The 20,561-nt window shown below is 72.8% G+C and carries 14 protein-coding genes; 10 read left to right on the top strand and 4 right to left on the bottom strand.

What is annotated here, in order from left to right; genetic code table 11:
• Positions 1 to 9: 9 nt before the first annotated feature.
• The 5 genes from flgK (at position 10) to AACH10_RS00050 (ending at position 8,943) form a co-directional block, all read left to right on the top strand.
• Positions 10 to 1,935 carry a flagellar hook-associated protein FlgK gene (gene flgK, locus AACH10_RS00070; RefSeq protein WP_341408307.1) on the top strand — a complete coding sequence of 642 codons (1,926 nt, stop codon included), beginning with the start codon at positions 10 to 12 and terminating at the stop codon, positions 1,933 to 1,935.
• Positions 1,936 to 1,946: 11 nt separating this feature from the next.
• Complete coding sequence (gene flgL, locus AACH10_RS00065; RefSeq protein ID WP_341408306.1) at positions 1,947 to 3,149, top strand: flagellar hook-associated protein FlgL; 1,203 nt, start codon at positions 1,947 to 1,949, stop codon at positions 3,147 to 3,149.
• 51 nt (positions 3,150 to 3,200) lie between these two features.
• Positions 3,201 to 4,412: an EAL and HDOD domain-containing protein gene (locus AACH10_RS00060; protein WP_341408305.1), complete on the top strand. Its 1,212-nt coding sequence runs from the start codon at positions 3,201 to 3,203 to the stop codon at positions 4,410 to 4,412.
• 61 nt (positions 4,413 to 4,473) lie between these two features.
• The gene (locus AACH10_RS00055; protein WP_341408304.1) at positions 4,474 to 8,217 is read left to right on the top strand and encodes a PAS domain-containing sensor histidine kinase; all 3,744 of its coding nucleotides are present in this window, start codon (positions 4,474 to 4,476) and stop codon (positions 8,215 to 8,217) included.
• A gap of 45 nt (positions 8,218 to 8,262) precedes the next feature.
• Positions 8,263 to 8,943, top strand: coding sequence for a response regulator (locus AACH10_RS00050; RefSeq protein ID WP_341408303.1), 681 nt, complete (start codon positions 8,263 to 8,265; stop codon positions 8,941 to 8,943).
• Between the two features lie 47 nt (positions 8,944 to 8,990).
• Here AACH10_RS00050 and AACH10_RS00045 read toward each other — a convergent pair whose 3' ends face one another.
• Positions 8,991 to 10,631, bottom strand: coding sequence for a sensor histidine kinase (locus tag AACH10_RS00045; RefSeq protein ID WP_341408302.1), 1,641 nt, complete (start codon positions 10,629 to 10,631; stop codon positions 8,991 to 8,993).
• A 231-nt stretch (positions 10,632 to 10,862) separates the two neighbouring features.
• Between AACH10_RS00045 and AACH10_RS00040 the strand changes: the two genes are divergently transcribed.
• From AACH10_RS00040 to AACH10_RS00020, 5 genes are all read left to right on the top strand, one after another.
• A complete protein-coding gene (locus tag AACH10_RS00040; RefSeq protein WP_341408301.1) occupies positions 10,863 to 11,267 on the top strand; it encodes an Hpt domain-containing protein in 405 nt (134 codons plus the stop codon).
• A gap of 12 nt (positions 11,268 to 11,279) precedes the next feature.
• On the top strand, positions 11,280 to 13,529 hold the full coding sequence (locus AACH10_RS00035) for a putative bifunctional diguanylate cyclase/phosphodiesterase (RefSeq protein WP_341408300.1): 2,250 nt from the start codon (positions 11,280 to 11,282) through the stop codon (positions 13,527 to 13,529).
• A gap of 67 nt (positions 13,530 to 13,596) precedes the next feature.
• Positions 13,597 to 15,423, top strand: coding sequence for a GGDEF domain-containing protein (locus AACH10_RS00030; RefSeq protein ID WP_341408299.1), 1,827 nt, complete (start codon positions 13,597 to 13,599; stop codon positions 15,421 to 15,423).
• Between the two features lie 102 nt (positions 15,424 to 15,525).
• The gene (locus tag AACH10_RS00025; protein WP_341408298.1) at positions 15,526 to 17,358 is read left to right on the top strand and encodes a putative nucleotidyltransferase substrate binding domain-containing protein; all 1,833 of its coding nucleotides are present in this window, start codon (positions 15,526 to 15,528) and stop codon (positions 17,356 to 17,358) included.
• Complete coding sequence (locus tag AACH10_RS00020; protein ID WP_341408297.1) at positions 17,355 to 17,978, top strand: 3'-5' exonuclease family protein; 624 nt, start codon at positions 17,355 to 17,357, stop codon at positions 17,976 to 17,978. Before AACH10_RS00025 ends, AACH10_RS00020 begins: the two co-directional genes overlap by 4 nt.
• Before the next feature lie 23 nt (positions 17,979 to 18,001).
• Here AACH10_RS00020 and AACH10_RS00015 read toward each other — a convergent pair whose 3' ends face one another.
• From AACH10_RS00015 to AACH10_RS00005, 3 genes are read right to left on the bottom strand one after another with little or no spacing between them, the layout of a single operon-like run.
• Positions 18,002 to 18,241: a hypothetical protein gene (locus AACH10_RS00015; protein WP_341408296.1), complete on the bottom strand. Its 240-nt coding sequence runs from the start codon at positions 18,239 to 18,241 to the stop codon at positions 18,002 to 18,004.
• A gap of 13 nt (positions 18,242 to 18,254) precedes the next feature.
• On the bottom strand, positions 18,255 to 20,135 hold the full coding sequence (gene feoB / locus AACH10_RS00010; RefSeq protein WP_341408295.1) for a ferrous iron transporter B: 1,881 nt from the start codon (positions 20,133 to 20,135) through the stop codon (positions 18,255 to 18,257).
• A 56-nt stretch (positions 20,136 to 20,191) separates the two neighbouring features.
• Entirely contained in the window at positions 20,192 to 20,458 is a 267-nt protein-coding gene (locus AACH10_RS00005) for a FeoA family protein (RefSeq protein ID WP_341408294.1), read from the bottom strand.
• Between the last annotated feature and the right edge of the window lie 103 nt (positions 20,459 to 20,561).

Raw genomic sequence — 20,561 nt, 5'->3', positions numbered from 1 at the left:
GGGTAGCGCGTGAGTGCATCGTCCTTGCTGTCGCTGGGTTCGCAGGCGCTGTTCGCGTCGTACCGGCAGATCCAGACCACCAGCCACAACATCTCGAACGCGAACACCGAGGGCTATTCGCGCCAGACCAACATCCAGTCCACCAACACCGCGCAGGAGTTCAGCGGCGGCTGGCTGGGCCGCGGCGTGTCGGTCACCACGGTCAAGCGCGCGTCGGATTCCTTCCTCACCGACCGCGCGGCCTCGCTGAAGTCGGCGGCCGCCTCGGATGCGGCGCTGTCCGACCTGATGGGCCAGCTGGAGAAGATGTTCCCCGGCGGTGAATCGGGCCTGGGCAATGCGGCCACGCAGATCTTCAATGCCTTCGCCGACCTGGCCGCCGCGCCGTCCGACCTGTCGGCGCGCCAGGCCGTGATCGGCAAGCTGCAGGACTTCACCGCGCTGGCGCACGACGTGGCCGAGCAGGTCGAGGGTCTGCAGGGCAATGTCACGAGCGACATCGCGGGTGCCGTCAACGAGGTCAACACGCTGGCGCAGCAGCTGGCGGCACTGAACCGGCAGATCTCGTCGGCCAGCGCGCTGGGCCACGACCCCAACGACCTGCTTGACCAGCGCGACGTGCTGGTCTCGCGCATTTCCGAGCAGATGGACGTGCAGACCGTCACCGCGGCCGATGGCAGCGTGGGCGTGTTCGTGGCCACCGGCCAGACCCTGGTGCTGGGCGGCTCGGCCAACAAGCTCACGGTGCAGACCGATCCCTACGATCCCAAGCGCACCGGCGTGGGCATCACCCTCAACGGCAAGCTCACGCTGCTGGCCGACGACTTCATCACCTCCGGCAAGCTGGGCGGGATGCTGCAGTTCCAGTCGGGCGATCTGGCCGAGGCGCGCAACCGCCTGGGCCAGTTCGTGACCGGTGTCTCGCGTGCGCTGAACGCGCAGCAGGGCCTGGGCATCGACCTCGACCGGCAGGCCGGCTCGGCGCTGTTCAACGTGGCCGAGCCCAAGGCACTGGCCGCCACCACCAACGCGCGCGATGCCAGCGGCGCCGCCATCTCGTCGGTGACGCTGGAGATCACCGATGCCGCGGCGCTGAAGGCCAGCGACTACAAGCTCGAGGTCGATCCGGCCGACGCTAGCCGCTTCCTCGTCACCCGCCTGGCCGATGGCCCGGGCGCCACGCCGGTGTCGATCGCCAGCGGCGATGTGCTCGACGGCCTGCGCATCACCGCCGGGGCCAACGCACCCACGGCGGGCGAGAGCTTCCTGCTGCGGCCGGTGGCCTACGCCGCGGCCGAGATCTCGGTGGCCATGCGCAACCCGCGCGGGCTGGCCGCGGCCAGCCCGGTGGTGGCCACCATCCCTGCGGCCAACCAGGGCACCATGGCCGTCACCGCCACCGACATCGTGGCCGAGCCGGCCGCCGGCTACAGCGCCATCAGCGTGCACTTCACCGACGATGCCGGCGCCTACGAGGTGCGTGACGCCGGCAACGCGGTGCTTGGCTCGGGCACGTTCACGCCCGGCCAGCCGGTGCTGTGGGACGGCATCTCGCTGACCCTGGCCGGCCTGCCGCGCAGCGGCGACGAGATCCGCCTGGCGCCGAACCAGCAGCCCTCGGCCAACAACGGCAATGCGCTGAGCATGGACAGCCTGGCCAACCGCACGCTGGTCGACGGCCAGCGCGCCAGCGACGCCTACTCCAGCCTGTTCTCTCAGATCGGCGTGCGCGCACAGGGCGCCAGCATCGCGTCGGACAGCTCGTCCAAGGCCTTCACGGCCGCCAAGGAGCAGCTGACCTCGGTGACCGGCGTCAACGTCGACGAGGAGGTGGCCCGGCTGATCCAGTACCAGCAGGGCTACCAGGCCGCCGCCAAGGTGCTGCAGACCGCGCAGACCCTGCTCGATACCGTGATCAGCATTGCTGGCAGCTGAGGTGACATGCCATGAGAGTCTCCACCGCCTACCGCTACGACAGCTCGATCGACAGCCTGCAGCGCCGCCAGCGCGACCTGTCCGAGGTGCAGGCCTCGATGACCAATGGCAAGCGCATCAACAAGACCAGCGACGACCCCACCGGCGCGGCGCGGGCCGAGCGCGCCTACATCGCACAGCAGCGCATCGGCTCCGACCAGCGCTCGGTGGATGCCAGCCGCAATGCCATGAAGCTGGGTGAGTCCACGCTGGGGCAGGCCGTCGAGCTGCTGCAAAGCGCGCGCGAGACCATCGTCACCGCCGGCAACGCCACCTACAGCCCCAGCGAGCGCAATGCCCAGGTGCAGCAGCTGAAGAACTTCCGCACCCAGCTGCTGGCCCTGGCCAACCAGGACGACGGCGCGGGCGGCTTTGTCTTCGGCGGTCAGACCTCGGGCACCGTGCCCTTCCTCGACACCCCCGGCGGCGTGACGCTGGCCCCCACCGCCGCCGCCGGCCAGACCCAGGCCTCCACCCGCGAGGCCATGCCCACCACGCTGGACGGCCAGGCCATCTGGCTGTCGGCGCGCAGCGGCAACGGCGTGTTCGTCACCGGCCAGTCGGGTGCCAATTCGGGCCAGGCCTGGATCAGCGCCGGCAGCGTGTCCGATCCCGCGGCCATCACCGGCAGCAGCTACGCGCTGACCTTCAGCGTGGTCGACGGCGTCACCACCTACGACGTGCTGCAGGACGGCGCGCCCACCGGCCAGAGCGGCGTGGGCTTCGTCTCGGGCAGCGCGATCACGGTCGACGGCATGAGCTTCACGATCACCGGCCAGCCCGGCGACGGCGACAGCTTCACGCTGGCGCCGTCGCAGCCCGAACTGAGCCCGTTCACGGCGCTGGACAACGCGATCAGCGCGCTGTCCGACCCGCAGGCCACCGGCTCGCAGGTGGCGCAGGCGGTCTCCAGCGGCCTGCGCGACATGGACGCGGTGATGGCCCAGTTCATGTCGGCACGCGCCCAGGCCGGCACCGACATGAACCGGCTCGACGCCATCGACAGCCGCAACCAGGATCGCATGCTGTGGGCCAAGACCGCCCAGGCCAGCGTGGAAGACGTCGACATGGTGCAGGCCATCTCCGACTACAAGCAGCAGGAAAGCGGCTACCAGGCCGCGCTGCAGAGCTATGCCATCGTGCAGCGCATGTCGCTGCTCGACTATCTGAAGTAAGCCACCTCATCCAGCGGCGAACCGGGGGCCGGTTTGTCGGACACTCTCGGCATGACAGACACCACCGTGGATCATCGCGTTTTGGGCCAGCTGGCCCTGGGCTATTCGCCGATGATCGACCGCCACCGGGCGATCACCGCGCTGCGGCTGACCGTCTTCCCGCTGCAGCCCGAGGCCCGCCCCGACGCGGGCGAGCTGCTGGCCCTGCTGGCCGACACCTGGCCCGCCGATGCCGGTCGCGTGTCGCTGAACGTGGCCGGCGAGGCCTTGCTGGGTCAGCTGCTGGGCTGCGAGCTGCCCCCGCACCTGATGCTGGAGGTGCCGGCCTTCCTGGCCGCCGACGCGGCGCATGCCGCGGCGCTGACCGCGCTGTACAAGGCCGGCAACACGCTGCTGATCAAGGGGCGGCCGGTCACGCCGCTGCCGCGCGAGTTGCTGCCCTGCTTCGCCTATTCGATCATCGACCTGGCCGACGAGCGCCGCGACGGCCTGCCGCCACCCGGCGGCGTGTCGCGCAACATCCCGCATGTGCAGTCGGGCGTGCGCACACTGGCCGAGATGAACGATGCCTTCGGCCGCGGCGCCATCGCCGTGCTGGGCTGGCCGATCGACGACCCGGCGGTGGCCGGTGCGGTGCGGCCGGGGCAGGCGCGGCCCGAGCTGCAGGCCATCGTCGAGCTGATCAACCGGGTCGACCGCGCCGAGCCCATCGAGCGGCTCGAGGCGGTGATGAAGAACGACCCCACCATGGCCTACAAGCTGCTGCGCTACATCAACTCGCCGGCCTTCGGGCTGAGCGTGGAGATCAGCTCCTTCCGCCACGCCATCATGATGCTGGGCTACCAGCGCCTGAAGCGCTGGCTGGCGCTGCTGCTGGCCTCGGGCGGGCGCGACGCCAACCTCAAGCCGGTGATCTACGCCGCGGTGCGCCGCGGCCTGCTGATGGAAGAGCTGGGCCGCGAGGCCGGCTGCGACGACGAGACCCGCGGCGACCTGTTCATCTGTGGCGTGTTCTCGCTGCTCGACCGGCTGATGCAGCAGCCCTTCGACGTGCTGCTGAACTCGGTGCCCACCAGCGACAGCGTGCGTGCCGCGCTGGTGTCCGACGACGGCCCGCACCATCCCTACCTGGAACTGGTGCGCGCGGTGGAATCGGCCTCGGTCTACGACATCCGCCAAGCCGCCGACACGCTGATGATGGGCATGGGCACGGTCAACCGCTCGGTGCTGCGCGCACTGGCCGCGGCACGCCAGCTGGACTGACGGCGCACCCGGCGCCGCGGGCAGCCCGGCCCGGCGTCGGGCCGGCCGCTAAACTGGCCGCATGGCTTTGCTTGCGCGACCGGTCACGCTGCCGTCGAATGCCCAGCTCACGGCGCTGCTCGATGGCGTCGGGGATCTGCTGGTGCTGATGGATGCGCGCCAGCGCGTGTCCTGGTGCAACAAGGCGGCCGCGCGCCGCCTGGGCTGCGAGCCGGGCCAGCCCGCCGCCGACGCCTGCCCGCGCCTGAGCGCCGACGCCCAGGCCCGCCTGCTGGCCGCGCTGCTGGCCGGCCAGCCCGAAGCCACGCTGCAGCTGGGCCTGGTCGACGGGCCGACGCTGCCGTTCACGCTGGCCCGCAGCCAGGGCAGCGGCTGGATGCTGCGTGCGCCGGCCGAGCCGCCGCCGCCCCCGCTGCCGCCGCTGGCCGCCGGGGCCACCACCGAGCTGGTGCGCCTGCTGTGGGACACGCCGCAGCCGCTGCTGGTGCAGGACGCGCAGTTCGTCTGCGTGGCCGCCAACCGCGCCTTCTTCGAGGCCCTGGGCCTGCCACCCGATCGCGTGCTGGGCCACGACCTGCAGGCGCTGATGCCGCCGGCCGACCACGACGCCGTGCAGCAGGGGCGCGCCGAGCTGCTGCAGGCCCTGCACGAGGGGCGCCGGCCGCAGCTGCAGCTCGAGCGCCGGCTGATCGATGCGCTGGGCCGGCTGCGCTGGTTCCGCCATGCGCCGCTGTGGGTCAGTGCCGACGACGGCCGGCCGCTGCTGCTGTCGCTGATGCACGACGTCACGCCCGAGCACCTGGCTCGCCAGCAGGCCGAGCACTCGGGCCATGAGCTGGAGCACTGGTTCGACCTCAGCCCGATCGGCATGCTGGTCTACGACGCCGACGGTCTGGTGGTGCGCAGCAACGCCGCCTTCGAGGCGCTGGTGGGCCACGCCCCGGTGCTGCTGGGCGAGGCGCCGGCCGATCTGGCCCAGCTGCTGGCCTGGGAGGGCGATCGCCCGCACCCCGAACTGCGCCCCGATGCCGCGCCGCTGGAGGTGCTGGCCACGGTGACGCTGCCGCCGCGGGCGGGCGGCGCGGCGGCAGGGGGTACAGGCGCGGTGGCCGAGGGCCGACGCCAGCGCCTGCGCGCACGGCTGCGCGCCTTCCGCAACGAGCAGGGCCAGCTGCGCGTGATGGCGGTGGTGGAAGACCGCAGCCTGGAAGACGAGCACGACCTGGCGCAGCTGGAGATCGGCGCGCTGATGGACACCGCCGGCGTCGGCGTGGCCACCTACGAGGCCTCGCGCGGCTGGGTCAAGAGCCGCGCCAGCCGGCCCGGTGCGGCCACGCCGCCGCCCGGCGGCCCGGCGGCGGCGCCGGTCGCCGGCCTGCCGGCCGGGCTGCAGTCCATCGGCCGCGACCAGGTGGCGCCCGGCTCGCGCGAGGCCTTCGAGCGCCTGCAGCGCGCGCTGCGCGACGGCCAGCGCGTGCAGGTGCGCTATGCCGTGCAGGTGCCTGACGTGGGCACGCGCTGGCTGCTCACGCGGGTGGAGCCCGGCGAGCTGACCGGCGGGCGCACCGCCCTGAGCGTGGTGACGCTGGACGTCACCGAGCAGGAGGAGGCGCACCACCGCAGCGAGCAGCTGCTGCGAGAGCTGTCCACCATCCTCGAAGGCACCAGCGCCGGCATCGCCTACCTGCGCGGCGAGCAGCTGGTGCGCTGCAACCAGCGCTTCGAGGCCATGCTGGGCCTGCCGGCTGGCGCCTCGGCCGGCCTGCGCGTGGCCGAGCTGCTGGCCGCCCAGCCCGAGGCCCTGGCCGCGCTGCGCCAGGCGCTGGCCGGCGAGGGCGTGCCCGAGCTCGAGATCCGCACACCGCAGGCCGCCGAGGGCGCGCCGGCGGCCTGGTATGCGCTGTCGGTCAGCCGGGCGCTGGGCGAATCGGGCGCGGCCGAGCCCGAGCTGGTGGTGGTGCTCACCGACGTGTCGCGCCTGAAGGCCCAGCAGGCCGAACTGGAGGCGCTGGCGCGCGAGCGGGCGCTGATGTTCAGCCTGTCCGACGTGGGTCTGGCTTACCTGCGCCACGACCGCATCGAGCGCGCCAACGAGGCCCTGGCCCAGTTGACCGGCTACACCGTGCACGAGCTCGAGCAGATGCCGCTGGCCGCGCTGTTCGAGGATGCCGAGGCCCATGCCCGGCTCGGCGAGACGCAGCGTGCCGCGCTGGGTGCCAACGGCCTGTGGCGGGGCGAGCGCCGCCTGCGCCGCCGCGACGGCCGCCTGCTGTGGGTGCAGGTCAGCAAGCGCCGCGTCGACGACGCCGACCCCGAGGCCGGGCTGATCTGCTCGTACGTGGACGTCGACGAGCGCCGGCGCGCGCGCGAGGCGGTGCAGCTGCAGGCCGAACGCACCCGCGCCATCCTCGACTCGGTGCTGGTGGGCATCGTCACCGTGGGCGACGGCGGCGGCATCGAGTGGATGAACCGCTCGGCGCGACGCATGTTCGGCGGCGAGCTGGCCGATTTCGTCGGCGAGCCGATCGCCATCGTGGCCACCGCCGAACCCGATCACCCGCTGCGCGCCACGCATTACCTGCAGGCCCTGGCCGACGGCCAGGCCGAGACCTTCGAGTGCAAGCTGCGCGGCCGCGACGGCCGCGAGTTCTGGGTGGTGGGCAATGCCGTGGTCACCGGGCCCGAGGGCAGCCGCACGGCCACGCTGGGGCCGGGCAGCCAGATCACCTTCGCGCTGCTGGACATCGAGCGCCGGCGCCAGGCCGAGGTGTCGATCGCCCAGGCCCAGGCCAGCCTGCAGCGCATCATCGAGACCGCGCCGCTGGCCATCGCGCTGTTCGATGCCGGCAGCCAGCGCGTGCTGCGCATGAACCAGATGGCGGCCATGTTCTTCGGCCGCCCGGTCGAGGCCGTGCTGGGCCAGCCGCCGGTGGTGTGGTTCGGCGAGGCCGACGTGCAGGCCCTGCAGGCCGACCTGGCCCAGGCCCTGCAGCGCCCCGAGGGCCTGCGCCGCGAGTGGCCGCGCCCGTCGCGGGCCGACGGCGAGGGCGAGACGCGGGTCTGGGACATGCGCATCGTTTCGCTGGGCGCGCCGGTGGGCGGCGGATCGGCCGAGTCGCAGCTGCTGCTGGTGGCCAGCGACGTGACCGAGCAGCGCGCGGCCGAGCAGGCGCGCTTCGAGGCCGCCATCGCGCAGCGCGAGATGCTGGTCAAGGAAGTGCACCACCGCATCAAGAACAACCTGCAGGGCGTGGCCGGCCTGCTGCAGCAGACGGCGGCGCGCCGGCCCGAGGTGGCGGCGCTGATCGGCGAGGCCGTGGGCCAGGTGCAGGCCATCGCCCAGGTGCACGGCCTGCAGGTGGGCGCCACCGGGCCGCTGCGCATCAAGCCGCTGCTGGAGGCGGTGACGGCCAGCGTGCAGCGCACCTTCGGCCGCGCCATCCAGGTGGTGGTGGAGGGCACGCCGCCGCACCGCTTCGCGCTGCCCGAGGCCGAGTCGATCCCCATTGCGCTGACCATCAACGAGCTGCTCACCAACGCCGTCAAGCACGGCACCGCGGCGGGCGAGATCCGCTGCGTGCTGACCTGCGACGAGGCGCGCCTGAGCATCGCCATCTACAGCCCCGGCCAGCTGCGCGAGGGCTTCAGCCTGGCCCAGGTGCCGCCGGGCGTGTCGGGCCTGGGCCTGGTGCGCGCGCTGCTGCCGCGCCGCAGCGCCACGCTCACGCTCGCCCAGGCCGGCGTCGAGGTGGAGGCCAAGGTGGTGCTGGTGCCGCCGAGCATCACGCTCCTGGAACCGATCTGACCGTTTGCGACAATGGGCGCCGAGGCGCCGCAGGCAAGGCGCCAGATGGAAGTGCAGCAGATGGCCGATACCGGCAGCAACGGCAATCCCTCCAAGGGCCGCATCCTGGTCGTCGACGACGACCGCCTGGTGCTGGCCACCGTCACCCACGGGCTGGCCCAGGCCGGCTACGAGGTGATCGACGCCGACAACGGCGACGACGCCATCCTGCTGGCGCGCCAGCACCGGCCCGAGCTGGCGCTGCTGGACATCCGCATGGAAGGCAAGAGCGGCTTCGACGTGGCCGCCTACCTGCGCGAGTACCTGCACACGCCCTTCATGTTCCTGTCGGCCTTTGCCGACGACGAGACGGTGCAGCAGGTCAAGGCCCTGGGCGCCGTGGCCTACCTGGTCAAGCCGCTGGACATCGGCCAGATCCTGCCCACCGTGGAGGCGGCCTTCGCCAACCTGCCGCACCGGCGCGGTGGGGCGGCCGCCGCGGCGCCGGTGGCCACACCGGCTGCGGCCACGCCGGCCGTGGCCGCGGGCGAGGCGGCCCGGTCACCGGCGGCGGCGCTGGACCCGGTGCCGCTGGCCGTGGGCGTGCTGATGCACCGCTACTCGCTGCAGCGCGGTCAGGCCCTGGAGCGCCTGCAACGCCTGGCCGGCGAGGAGCGGCGCTCGCTGGTCGAGCAGGCGCAGCGGCTGGTGGAGGCGGTGGAACTGCTGGCGCGCGGGCAGGGCTGAGCTCAGCCTGGTCGCCGGCCTTTCGCCGACCATCCGTCGACCGTGGGTCAGTCCTTCAGCGTGAAGTAAAAGCGCGCGCCCTGGCCAACTTCCGATTCGGCCCAGATCTCGCCGCCGTGCCGGCGCACGATGCGCCGCACCGACGCCAGCCCCACGCCGTTGCCGGCGAAGTCGCTGGCGCTGTGCAGACGCTGGAACACGCCGAACAGGCGGTCGGCGAAGCGCATGTCGAAGCCGGCGCCGTTGTCGCGCACCATGTACACCGGCCGGCCACCCTGCTGCACGCGCTCAAAGCTGATCTCGGCCCGCTCGGCGCGGGCGCTGTATTTCCAGGCATTGCCCAGCAGGTTCTCCAGCGCCATGCGCAGCAGCGTCGGGTCGCCGGTGCAGTGCAGGTCGGGCGCCACGTCGATGTTCACCTGGCGCTCGGGCTGGGCGCGGCGCAGTTCGTCCACCACATAGCCGGCCAGCTGCGACAGGTTCACCGGCTGGCGCGCCAGCGGCTGGGTGCTCAGCTTCGACAGCGCCAGCAGCGCGTCGATCATGTGGTTCATGCGCGCGGCGGCGGACATCACGCGGTCGAGGTGGTCGTTGCCGATGCGGTCCAGCGACGGGCCGTAGTCTTCCTTCAGGATGCGGCCGAAGCCCTCGACCACGCGGATCGGTGCACGCAGGTCGTGCGAGATCGAGTAGCTGAAGGCCGCATGCTCGGCGGCCAGGGCCTGCTGGGCCAGGTCGCTGCCGTCGTTGGCGCGGCTGGCGCACAGCAGGCGGCGGGCGGCCGGGCCCTCCGCCGCATCGGCCAGTTCGATCAGGCGCAGCTGCCAGCCTTCGGCGGTGGCCGTGGCGCCGGGCTGCAGGCCTTGGGCCTTGTCGCGCAGCGCGTCGGGCAGGCGGCGCAGCAGTTCGCTCCAGCCCAGCGCCTGGGCCGGCGGGGCGGGCAGGTTCAGCAGCGCCCAGGCGTCGGGGCTAGCGCGCTCGAGCCGCCAACCCGTCGCCGCACCGGGGTCCGTCGCAGCCTCCAGCAGCCACAGCGCACCGGGGCCGTCCTGCAGCAGGGCGTCCAGCGCCCGCCGGGCGTCGGCGGCGGCTTCGAGGGGCTCGGCCGGTTCGGCCACGCCCAGGTAGCCCGTGAAGCGGCCGCGGCCGTCGAAGCGTGGCTGACCGCGCAGCCGCCAGGCCCGGGTGGTGCCACCGCCTGCGGGGGCAGGCTGCAGCACGCGCAGGTCATGGATCGGGGCCTGGGCCTGCAGCCGGTGGCGCAGGCTGTGGGCGGCGTCGTCGAAACGCTGCCACAGCGGCTCGCCGCTGTAGCTGCCCTGCACCCAGGCCGAGGCGGGCGCGGCCTGCGGCGGCTGCAGGCGCACCAGGCGATGCTCGCTGTCGGTCTGCCATTGCCACAGGTCGATCATCTGGCCCAGCAGTTGTGCGTGCAGCCGCGCCTCGCGCAGGCGCTCCAGCTGGCGCTGGCGGCTCCAGTAGGCGCCGCTCACCAGGGCACCGGCCACGGCCAGCAGCAGGGCCAGCGCGCCCAGCCAGGCCGGCAGCACCTGCTGGCTGCCCAGCAGGGCGGCCACCAGCGCGCCGAGCAGCAGGGCCAGCGGCAGCACGGGCAGCATGGGCAGCGCAGGCGACGCCGGCGGCGTCGCACCGGGCGTGGAATCGCCGGCAGGGCGGTCGCGCGACATGCGGCGGATTGTACGGACGGCGCATGTGGCGTCCGCGCCACCGCGCAGGGCGCGGCCGCGCCACGCGGATGCTGGCCGCGCGGCCTTTGCCACGCCTGGCCGCGCCACGGGCCGGCCTGCGATTGACGCGACGGGTGCCGAGGGCCATGCTTGATGCGATGATCCATCCGGGTGGCTGCGGTGTAGTTGGCGGCGGCACCCCGATCCGCCAACGGCGTCCCTTGCCCGCTCATGACCGCCTCGCCCGACACCACCACCGCCCGCCCGGCCGCGGCCGAACCGCCGCCGCTCGATGAACGCACGCTCGGCCAGCTGGCCCAACTGGACCCCACCGGCGCCAACCGGCTGATGGCCCGGGTGCTCACCGCCTACCGCGATTCGCTGGCGCGGCTGAGCGGCCAGCTGGCGCAGGCCCGTGCTGCCGACGATCTGCCGGCCACCCGCCTGGCGGTGCACACGCTCAAGTCCTCGTCGGCCAGCATCGGCGCGCTGCAGCTGGCGGCCCTGTGCGCCCAGGCCGAGCTGGCGGTGCGCGAAGGCCAGGCGCACACGCTGCCGCCGGTGCTCGACCGCCTGGCCAGCGAGGCCGTGCGGGTCGACGCGGCCGTGCAACACTTGCTGGTTCAGCACAGTTAGTATCCAGGTCTGATGACCCTGCCGCACGCCTTCGACGCCGAAGATTCGACCGAGCGCCCCAAGGTGCTGCTCGTCGATGACGACGAGGTCACCCTGCTGCTCACCGCCGTGGCCCTGCGCGAGCGTGGCTTCGAGATCACCGAGGCCGCCAGCGGCGAGCGCGCGCTCGACATGCTGGCGCACTGGACGCCCGACATCATCGTGCTCGACGCCATGATGCCCGGCCGCGACGGCTTCGACACCTGCGCCGAACTGCGCCACATGCCCGGCTGCGAGAACCTGCCGGTGCTGATGCTCACCGGCCTGGACGACGAGGCCTCGATCACCCGGGCCTATCAGGTGGGCGCCACCGACTTCTTCGTCAAGAGCACGCAGTGGAGCCTGCTGGCCGGTCGCCTGCGCTACCTGCTGCGCTCGGCCCGCATCCGCATCGAGCTCGAGCGCAGCAAGGCCAAGCTGGCCCGCGCACAAGATCTGGCGCGCATGGGCAGCTTCGACTGGCGGCTGCCGGCCGGCCACCATGCCGGTGGGCTGGCGCTGGCGCCCGAGGCCGCACGGGTGTTCGGCCTGGCGCCCGACGAACCGATCTCGCTGCGCGGCCTGATCCGCATGGTGCCGCAGCCCGACCGGCGCGGCGTGATGCGCGTGCTGGGCGACGTGCTGGCCCAGAGCACCGTGCTGGCCATCGACGTGCCGGTGTTCCACCGCGACACCATCCTGCGCCGCATCGTGCACATCGAGGCCGAGCCCGAGTTCAACGAGCATGGCCACACCATCGGCTACACCGGCATCGTGCAGGACGTGACCGACCGCCGCGTCGCCGAGGACCGCATCCGCCACCTGGCCAATTTCGACGCGCTGACCGGTCTGCCCAACCGCCGCCAGCTGATCTGGCGCACCGAGCGCGCGCTCGACTGGGCGCGCCGCTACGGCCACCCGGCCGCGCTGCTGCTGATCGACCTCGACCGCTTCAAGGTCATCAACGACACGCTGGGCCATGCCGCCGGCGACGAGTTGCTGGTGGAGGTGGCGCGCCGGCTGCGCGGCTGCGTGCGCCACAGCGACCAGGTGATGGAAGACCGCATCGAGAGCGCCGGCGCCCGCTCGCACCGCACGCTGGAGGCCGTGGGCCGCCTGGGCGGCGACGAGTTCATCGCGCTGCTGCCCGAGGTGGGCGACGAGGCCGACGCCCGTCGCGTGGCCGACCGCATCCTCGAGGCCATGCGCGACCCGATCTTCGTCGGCGGCCAGGAATGCTTCGTCACCTGCAGCGTGGGCATCGCGATCTTCCCGCGCGACGGCCAGGGCGTGGCCGACCTGCTGCGCAACGCCGACGTGGCGATGTACTCGGTGAAGAACTCCGGCCGCGATGCCACGGCGGTCTACAGCCCGCTGCTGGCAGGCCGTGGCCGCGAGAAGATCGAGCTGGAAAGCGCACTGCACAAGGCCATCGAGCGCAACGAACTGGTGCTGCACTACCAGCCCAAGATGGACGTGCGCTCGGCGCGCATGGTGGGCGTGGAGGCGCTGATGCGCTGGCAGCGCGGCAACACCCTGGTGCCGCCGAATGACTTCATCCCGCTGGCCGAGGAAACCGGCCTCATCGTGCCGATGTCCGAGTGGGCGCTGCGCGAGGCGGCGCGCCAGGCGCGGATCTGGTCGGAGCACTTCGGCTTCGAGGACTCCATCGCCGTCAACCTGCCCAGCCGTGTGTTCAGCCGCAGCGACCTGGTCGAGCACCTGCACCAGGCGGTGATGGCCAATGGCATGCCGCACCGCGTGATCCAGGTCGAGATCACCGAGAACAGCCTGAAGAAGGACTCCGAGAACGTCATCCCCTTCCTGCACCGGCTCAACGAGATCGGCGTGGAGATCGCGATCGACGACTTCGGCACCGACTATTCCAACCTGGCCTCGCTGACCACGCTGCCGATCTCGGAGCTGAAGATCGACCGCAGCTTCGTGCGCAACCTGGGCATCACGCCGCAGAGCTCGGCGGTGGTCAACGCCATCATCGCGCTGGCACGCTCGCTGGGCCTGCGCGTGGTGGCCGAGGGCGTGGAGAACCTGCGCCAGATGGAAGAGCTGCTGCGCCTGGGCTGCGGCGTGATGCAGGGCTTCCTGTTCAGCCGGCCGATCGCACCCGACGACCTGGAAGTGTGGCTGCAGCAGACCGTGATGCCAGGCAATGCGCCGTGGATCATGCACGGCACCACCACGCGCCTGGAAGCCGTGCGCTCGGCCAGCCGCGTCCGTCCCTGACCCGCCATCCGTGCGCCGCCGGCGGCCTTCGCGGCCGGCCCGGCAGCGTGCCGAACCGAGGCCCATCGTGACCGCATCCCAAGCCGCTGCCTGGGCCAAGGGCGCCCTCCGGCGCCTGGCCGCCGCCCAGCTGGAGCCGACACCGGCCAACTATGCCCGCGCCTATGCCGAAGAGGCCGGCGAGCCGCCGCCCGGCCCCGATGGCGCCCCGCCGCCGCGCGCCCGCGCCGTGGTCGAGCGTCTGGCCATGCGCCTGAGCGACGAACCCGCGGTGCGCGGCGAACTGGCCGGCGCACTGATGGCCGGCCGCTGGGACGACGCCGGCAAGGCGCTGGAGCGTGCCGCGGCCGCCGCGGGCAGCCAGGGCGAGGCCTGGGCCCAGCTGATCGAGCGCCTGGCCAAGGGGCTGGAGCAGGGCGGCCGACAGTGGACCGGCGCGCGCAAGCGCGACAGCCTGGCGCGTGTGCTCACCAGCAGCCGCAGCGACGCCGCGCGCCTGCAGCAGCGCCTGGCGCAACTGGTGGGCGCCTGGGAGGGTGACCAGCCCGACACCGCCGCGGCCGAGGCGGGCGATGCCGGCGCTGCCGCCACGCCTGCGACAACCGCTGCGGCCGCTGCGGCCGCCACGCCGGTCATGCCCGAAGCGCCGGCCACGGCCGCCACGACCGCCCCGTCGGCGGACGACGCCACCCGCCAGACCCTGGGCGAGCTCGCCGGCACGGTGCGCGCCGGTCTGCCGGCGGCCGAGCCGCGGGCGGCCGAGCTGGCGGACGAACTGGCGGTACTGGCCGGGCGCCTGGGCGCCGAGGGCGTCACGCCCGCGCTGGCCGAGGCGGTGGCCGCCGTGTGCCTGCGCGTGCGTGGCCTGTTCGGCCTGCGCCAGGAGCTGGTGGACGAGCTGCTGGCGCTGGCGCATTCGCTGACCGACGGCCTGGCCGAGGTGGCGGAAGACGGCGACTGGCTGCGCGGCCAGGGCCGGGCCCTGCGCGCCCGGCTGGAGGCCGGCGCCAGCGCGCGGGCGGTGCGCGCCGCGCGCGACCTGCTGGACCACACCCGCGCGCAGCAGCGCAAGCTGGCCGACGAACGCGCGCTGGCCCGAGACGCGCTGCGCCAGGTGGTGCAGCAGGTGGTCAGCGAGCTGGGCGAACTGGGCCAGGCCACCGGCCGCTTCGGCGACCAGATGGCGGCCTATGCCGAGCGCATCGCCGCGGCCGATTCACTGGAGCACCTGGCCGGCCTGGTGCAGGAGATGGTGGGCGAGAGCCGCGCGGTGCAGACCGTGGTGGCCGGCGCCCGCGAACGCCTGGCTGCCGAGCATGCGCGGGCCGGCGAGCTCGAGGCGCGCGTGCGGTCGCTGGAGGTGGAACTGCGCCGGCTGGACGAGGAGGTGTCCACCGACGCGCTCACCCAGGTGGCCAACCGCCGCGGCCTGGAACGCGCCTTCGAGGCCGAGGCGCGCCGTCGCCGCGACACCCCGGCCGCGCCCGGCCAGGCGCGGGCGCCGTTGTCGGTGGGCCTGATCGACATCGACAACTTCAAGAAGCTCAACGACACGCTGGGCCATGCCGCCGGCGACGAGGCGCTGAAGTCGCTGGCCGAGCGCGTGCGCGGCTGGCTGCGGCCGGGCGACCATGTGGCGCGCTTCGGTGGCGAGGAGTTCGTGGTGCTGCTGCCCGACACGCCGGTGGACGAGGCCCAGCAGGCGCTGACCCGGCTGCAGCGCCAGCTGACCGCCAGCCTGTTCATGCACGACGGCAAGGAGGTGTTCGTCACCTTCTCTGCCGGCGTCAGCGCCTGGCGCGATGGCGAGCCGCTGCAGCGTGCGCTGGAGCGCGCCGACGAGGGCCTGTACGAGGCCAAGCGCACCGGCAAGAACCGCACCTGCGTGGTGTAGGGGGCAGGGCCCGGCCGGCGGCGCGCGGCTTGATGCCGCGCAGGCTGCGTGTCAGCTGGCTGTGGTGGGATGGCACCTGATGCCGCCAGTTCCGCGCCCGCCGTGCCCCACGCCTTCAACTTCCAGGTTTCCCCCTTCGACTGCCTGACGGCCGAGCAGCGCCGGCGCGTGCGCGACAGCGTCGACATCGAGTTCGTGCCGGCCGACCGCGTGATGCTGGCGCCCGGCCAGGCGCCCGAGCACCTGGCGGTGCTGATCCAGGGCCATGTGCAGCAGTGGGAGGGCGACGAACTGGTGGCCACCTACGGCCCCGACGACTGTTTCGACGGCCGCGCGCTGGTCACCGGCGTGGCCAGCCACCGCTTCGTGGCCCATGGCGAGGTGCTGGCCTATCGGCTGCCACGCGAGACGGTGAATGCGCTGATCACCGAGAACGCCACCTTCGCGGCGCTGCTGTTCGCCGACCTGTCGAACAAGCTGGCGGCGCTGAGCGCCCACCACCAGCAGCACGAGATGCACAGCCTGACGCTGGCGCGGGTGGACCAGGCCGTGCTGCGCACGCCGCAGTACGTCGACGCGGCGATGGACATTGTCTCGGTGGTGCGCCTGTTCACCGGCCAGCGCATCACGCATGTGCTGGTGCGTGGCGTGGGCGAGGATGAGGGCCTGGGCATCTTCACCACCGCCGGCCTGCAGCGCGCCATCCTCGACGGCCGCCCGCTGGACCGCCTGCCGGTGGGCGCGCTGGCCAGCCATCCGCTGGTGTGCGTGGCGCCCGATGCGCCGCTGTTCGACGCGCTGGCCACGATGATCCGCCACCGCGTGCAGCGCGTGGTGGTGCGCGCCCCCGAGCCCGGCAGCCCGATCCTGGGCGTGCTGGAGCAGGTGGACCTGCTGGGCTTTTTGTCCAACCACAGCACGCTGGTGACGCGGCAGATCCTGGAGGCGCGCAGCCTGGAGGCGCTGCAGGCCCCGGCGCGGCAGATCACGCAGGTGATCGGCCTGCTGCAGCGCGGTGGCACCAAGGTGGGCCTGATCGCGCGCCTGGTGCAGGAGCTCAATGCGCTGCTGTTCGAGCGCGCCTGGCAGCTGGTGGCGCCGGCCGAGTTGGTGGCCCACAGCTGCCTGTTCGTGATGGGCAGCGAGGGCCGCGGCGAGCAGTTGCTGAAGACCGACCAGGACAACGGCCTGATCCTGCGCGACGGCTACGACGCGCCGGCCGATCTGGACGCGATCTGCCAGCGCTTCTCGCAGGCGCTGGCCGACTTCGGCTACCCCGAGTGCCCGGGGCGGATCATGGTCAGCAATCCCGAGTGGCGGCATGCCGCGGCCGACTTCGGCGAGCGCGTGCGGCGCTGGCTGCTGATGCCCTCGGCCGACAGCCTGATGTCGCTGGCGATCTTCCTCGATGCCCATGCCGTGGCCGGTGACGCCGCACTGCTGGCCGAGGTGCGTGGCGAGGTGTTCAAGCTGGTCACCGACAACGATGCGCTGCTGGCGCGCTTTGCCGCGGCCATCAACGCCTTCGAGGGTGGGGGCGGGGGCTGGTGGCAGCGTCTGTTCGCGCTGGAGGAGGGCCAGGACCTGCTGGACCTGAAGAAGGCCGGCACCTTTCCGCTGGTGCATGGCGTGCGCAGCCTGGCGCTGGCGCAGCGCGTGCAGGCCACCGGCACGGTGGCGCGCATCGAAGCCCTGGTGGCCGCCGGCGCGCTGGAGGCCGGCCTGGCCACCGACCTGGTCGACAGCCTGCACTTCTTCATGGGCCTGAAGCTCAAGCTGGGCCTGGCCGCGCTGGACGCCGGCCAGCCGCCCGGCGGCGGCATCGACTTGGCGCGCCTGACCAGCCTGGACCGTGACCTGCTGAAGGACACGCTGGCGGTGGTCAAGCGCTTCAAGCAGATGCTGCGGCTGCGCTTTCACCTGGACGCGCTGTGAGCCTGGGCAGCGGCTGGGCCGCGATCAAGCGCGAGTGGTCGCAGCGCCAGCTGGCCGACCCGCAATGGGCCTTTCTGTGGGAGGCGCCGCCGGCCGGCGAATGGGTGGCACTGGATGTGCTGGCCAGCGGCCGCGATGCCGCGCACGACCGCCTGCTGGCCGTGGCGGCCGTGCGGGTGGCGGCCGTGCGGGTGGCGGCCGACCGGGTGCTGGCCAGCCAGCGGCTGGAACTGAACCTGGCCCCGACGGGTGCTGACGCGGCCGGGCAGGCCGACGCCGACCGCACGGCCATGGCGCAACTGCTGCAGTTCATCGGCCCGCGGCCCATCGTCGGCTACTACCTCGACTTCGACCTGGCGCTGATCGAGCGTGCCGCGCAGCCGCTGCTGGGCACCGGCCTGCCGCAGCCGCGCATCGATGTCTCTGCACTGTTCCACGACTGGAAGTTCCGCCAGCTGCCGCCCTACCAGCAGCAGGGCGCCGTGACCATTGACCTGCGCTGGGCCACGCTGCTGCGCGAGCTGGGCCTGCCCGAGCGCGAGTCGGCCACGCCGCTGGACCACGCGGTGCAGGCCGGGCTGGCCTTCGTGGTGCTGCGGCACCGGCTGGGGCTGGCCTGAGCGGCACTCAGGCCGCAGCCAGCTCAGCGCATCGGGCGCCGGTGCAGCGTGATCGGCTTGGCCTCGGCCGCGGCCGAGGCCGAGCGCTGGGGCGGCGGCGTGCAGCCACCACCGCAGCCGCCGCAGCCGGCGGCCTCGGGCTGCACGCGGCCGGTCAGGCGCTGCTGCAGGGCGCGGCGCCAGGCGGCGGGCATCAGCGTCCAGCTGGCATAGACCAGGGCGACGGTGACGATCAGCGTGACGGCGAGCGACTGCAGGTCCATGACCGCTTCTTCCTCACAAGCCCAGCGCCAGCGCCGCGCGGTAGGTGACGAAGGCCGCGAGGTAGGCCAGGCCGAACAGGTAGGCCATCATCGTCAGCGGCCAGTGCCAGCCATTGGTCTCGCGCTTCACGGTGGCCAGCGTGGCGATGCACTGCGGCGCAAACACGTACCAGGCCAGCAGGGCCAGCGCGGTGGGCAGGCCCCATTGCGCGGCGATCATCGGCGCCAGCGCATCGGCCACGCCGTCGCCATTGGCCGACAGCGCGTACACCGTGCCGAGTGCGCCCACCGCCACCTCGCGCGCTGCCATGCCGGGCACCAGCGCGATGCAGATCTGCCAGTTGAAGCCGATGGGCGCGAACACGTGTTCGAGCGCGCGGCCCAGCTGGCCGGCAAAGCTGTACTGGATGGCCGACAGCGTGGCGCCCTCCGGAGGCGCCGGGTGTGTGGACAGGAACCACAGCAGCACCGACAGCGCGAAGATGATGGTGCCCACGCGCTGCACGAAGATGCGCGCGCGCTCCCACAGGCCCAGCGCCAGGTTGCGCGCGCCGGGCCAGCGGTAGGGCGGCAGCTCCAGCATCAGCGGCTGGTAGCTGCTGCGCAGCCACACGCGCTTGAAGATCCAGGCCACGATGCAGGCCGACACCACGCCCGCCACGTACAGCGCGAACAGCACCAGGCCGCGCAGGTTGAACGGGCCCACCGACTGGTCGGGGATGAAGGCGCCGATCAGCAGCGCATACACCGGCAGCCGCGCCGAGCAGGTCATCAGCGGCGCCACCATGATGGTGGCCAGCCGGTCCTTCCAGTGTGCGATGGTGCGCGTGGCCAGGATGCCCGGCACCGCGCAGGCAAAGCTCGACAGCAGCGGGATGAAGGCGCGGCCCGACAGGCCCACCTTGCCCATCGCGGTGTCGAGCAGGAAGGCTGCGCGCGGCAGGTATCCCGAGTCTTCGAGCACCAGGATGAAGAAGAACAGGATCAGGATCTGCGGCAGGAACACCAGCACCGCGCCGGCGCCCGCGATGGCGCCGTCGACCAGCAGGCTGCGCAAGGGGCCGTCGGCCATGTGGGTGCTGAGCGATTCACCCAGGCCGGCCATGCCTTCCTTGATCAGGTCCATCGGGACGGCGGCCCAGGCGAAGACCGCCTGGAACACGGTGAACAGCACCGCCGCCAGGATCACCAGGCCCCACACCGGGTGCAGCACCCAGCGGTCGAGCGTGAGCTGCAGCCGGTCAGCGGCCTGCGCGCCGGGCGCGCCCCGCACCGCCAGGCCGATGATGCGGCGCACCTCGGCCTGCAGTTCCACCGGATCGGCCGGCGTCACCTGCACGGGCGCGGCCGCGGCTGCGGGCGCCGGCAGCTGCCAGTGGCCCAGTTGCGCCAGCAGCGCGGCATGGCCGTTGCGGCGCACGGCCACGGTCTCGACCACCGGGCAGCCCAGCGCGGCCGACAGTGCGGCGGTGTCGATCGTCAGGCCGCGGGCGCGGGCCACGTCAGCCATGTTCAGCGCCACCACCATCGGCCGGCCCAGACGCTTGAGCTCGAGCACCAGGCGCAGGTTCATGCGCAGGTTGGTGGCATCGACCACGGCCACCACGGCGTCGGGCTGGCGCTCGCCGGGGCGGCGGCCTTCGATGACCTCCAGCGTCACCTGCTCGTCGGGCGTGGCGGGCGTCAGGCTGTAGGCGCCGGGCAGGTCGATCACCTGCACCATGCGACCGTCGGCCAGGCGCGCCTGGCCGACCTTGCGCTCGACCGTGACGCCAGCGTAGTTGGCCACCTTCTGGCGTGCGCCGGTCAGCAGGTTGAACAGCGCGGTCTTGCCGCAGTTCGGGTTGCCGACCAGGGCCACGCTGTGCGGAAGGTGGTCGGTGGAGGCACTCATCGGGAACGGGTTCGGCGGGTACGGCAGTGGCGGTGCGGCGGCAGGGGCAGGGCCCCTCAGGCCACCAGCACGCAGCGGGCCTCGGCCAGTCGCAGGGCGAACAAGGTGTCGCCCACCTGCACCGCCAGCGGTTCGCGGCCGCCCGGGCCGCGGCGCACCACCTGCACCGGCTCACCGGGCAGGAAGCCCAGTTCGCGCAGGCGGTGCAACTGCATGGCATCCAGCGCCGCACCGTCGGCCTGCACCTGCTGCACGGTGGCGGCGCTGCCATCCGGCAGGTCGGCCAGGGTGGCGGCGGGGATGGTGCGGTGGCTGCGGCTCATGGGCACTCCAAATCTAAATGAGAGTCTATCGCATTTGGGATTCTTGGGTGGGTGGATGTGCGGTGGGGGCTTGCGGCAGATCAACGATCGGGTGGGGTGGGGT

The sequence above is a fragment of the Pseudaquabacterium inlustre genome, from assembly GCF_038066595.1.
Classification (GTDB): domain Bacteria; phylum Pseudomonadota; class Gammaproteobacteria; order Burkholderiales; family Burkholderiaceae_C; genus Pseudaquabacterium; species Pseudaquabacterium inlustre.
Note: the sequence above shows the minus strand (reverse complement) of the source record. Positions and strands in the feature narration are given on the sequence as shown.